At 33.6% G+C, this 2,445-nt stretch carries 1 protein-coding gene; it reads right to left on the reverse strand.

Annotation, left to right across the window (positions count from 1 at the left end; genetic code table 11):
* Positions 1-2,445 (reverse strand): SIR2 family protein (locus tag H6A13_RS12785; RefSeq protein WP_204909922.1); only part of this gene is annotated, 2,445 nt, incomplete at both ends.

Genomic DNA, 2,445 nt, shown 5'->3' on the forward strand with positions numbered 1-2,445 from the left:
ATATCAAAAGAAGCAAATATAAGTCTATAAAACCTCTTCTGGCTTCTCCTTCCAGCCAATTAAGATTCTTGACCGCTCTCAAATATATTGGCCCCATAACATCTGCCACATCTTTATTTAAATACCGCGAAAAGTAAACTATCCCTTCCCATGCAGCCACAAAGGATTGTTGATCTATTCCACTTAATATTTCAGCAAACTTATCCGTGCACCATTCCTGATCCCTTAAATACAAAAAATTGAAATAACCAGCCAATATGCATAATACAATATTCTTCTCTTTCCCTTCTAACAATAAATTCTTTTCCCAAAAACTTTTATATCTTTCTGGAATTCCTTGGGTCTCATCACAATAAGAAAGCATATAAATACTGCTACGCAAAATATTTCCCAAACCGGTATTCATCGCCGTTTCTATTAATCTGTCAGACTGAACAAAATCTTCCTGCCGATAATTCCAAATCGTATCAGCAATTCCAAACAATTTATTTTCTATAGTAATAAATCGTTTTTTCGTTTCTTCGCTTTTTACTATTTTTAAAAATATTTCAGACAACCCACAAATATCTTTTACAATCTCCATCTTTGCAGCAAACCGATCAATCAAAGCGATCAACTGATCTACTTTAAAATTTGAGTCTTGGATACCGATCAATAATCTTTGCCATGCATCCTCTTTCTCGATACACCCATCAATGAATATTTTTATAATTTTTGACGTCCACTCGTAATCACTTTTAATGCACTCAGAAAATGTCTTCAGCATTCCCCACCTGGTTGGACCCTCAAATGGATCTTCATTGTAGTTGTTTAGTAAATCGACAAGCTGTTGCAAATCAGATTCAAGCATTTGCTCTTGTGTAATAGGACTTTGATCACCAGACCATACAGCTTCTCCCATGTCAATATCTCGTTCTGGATGCTGACGTGGTTCAAAATGATTTCGAGACAATATTTCTTTTTCTAATTCATTTATTCTATCGTTAGTACTACAGAATTTCTTGATCCATACACACCAATTATATATAGGGTATTCACTGACATGCGTATCCAGAGCCTCAATTTCATCTATCAACTTCTTTTGTTTATCTTCCGTTAAATCATTAAATATTTTCTCGATCAATAAAAATATCTGCTCTTTCCCTTCAAAAAAAGAAATAGAAGAATTATTTATAAATATATCAAATTTATCGCATGAAGAGATTCTTTCACATTCCCTTAATGCCTTTAAACATAGCTTTTTTAACAAAGCAGAGGATTCCCTTAAACAGCTTTCTAAAAATACTTTCATTCGCTCTGGATGTTTGCATTCCAGAAGCTTACAACTTTCACAAAAAATAGTGCATAAGAAATAGAGCGGATTTTGTCTGGAATAGTCCTCTCTATCCTCTATCACAAGCATAGCCATTTCCCATGGTTCTGGTTTGTCTTCTCCGTTTAAAAGCAAGTACGTATTATGCAGAATTAAGATGGTTTCTTTTACAAAATATAAAAATTGTTCAGCATAAGAATTTAAAAATTGTTCTTTACAGCGTTTCCATGATTCCTCAATTTGACATTGTTCTCCTCTGAATCTATGCTTATATGCAATTCCATCCTTACTGCCAAATGCATTATTCTTAAACACAAATTGAACTTCAAAATATTTCACAAACAATTTGTAACAAAGAGAATACATCCCACGTTTTGATAAAATTTCTATCAATCGTAATATTGTCCAGGAATCTGTTATGTAAGAATCTAAAACAATTATATACTCTTTATATACAACATCTGGAATGCTATCATTACCTAATTCGAGTTTTCTAAGTATTAGCGATGCAAATTGGAAATGAATCTTATTGCCATTATTTAAATATAAGATTTTAAAAGTCTCATTCTCTTTTCCCAAACACTCATCAACAATCCATTGCATCCAGATTTGATCTTTCTCTGACAGAACCGCCTCTGGCATAAACAGATTGTCAAAAACACCTTTCTCGTTTAATGCTAAAATCCACTCTTTCCCATGAATGTTATTCGCCAAAACTCGTGATCTTTCCACACTATCCAAACAATAATCAATCTCTGTATCTAATGCAATATCCCGCGGCGGCTCACTCTTAAATTCTTTAATCATATTATCCCAATCAAGCAAGCCTCTTTTGGCTCTTTGACCAAGTTTAATAAGCCCTTCTCTCATTTTTCCGTAATTCTTAGACGGAAAATAGATAGGCGTTAATCCAAGCAGCTTCCAATCTGACTGTTCTTCATCTGTTAAGATAAACCTTGTCTTTTCAGGGAGCCTGTCCATAGCACGTGTTAAATAACGTAAAATGGTATCTCTATAACTATATCCAATAAAAAGGATTGTATATGATTGAAATAATTTTATTAAGAATCTGGCGGCATAGCCTTCCGTCAAATATGCCTTTCCAAAATCTTCATCTGTAAGCACCATATATT

This window comes from Mordavella massiliensis, assembly GCF_016902415.1.
In the GTDB taxonomy this organism is placed as follows: Bacteria; Bacillota; Clostridia; order Lachnospirales; family Lachnospiraceae; genus Merdimonas; species Merdimonas faecigallinarum.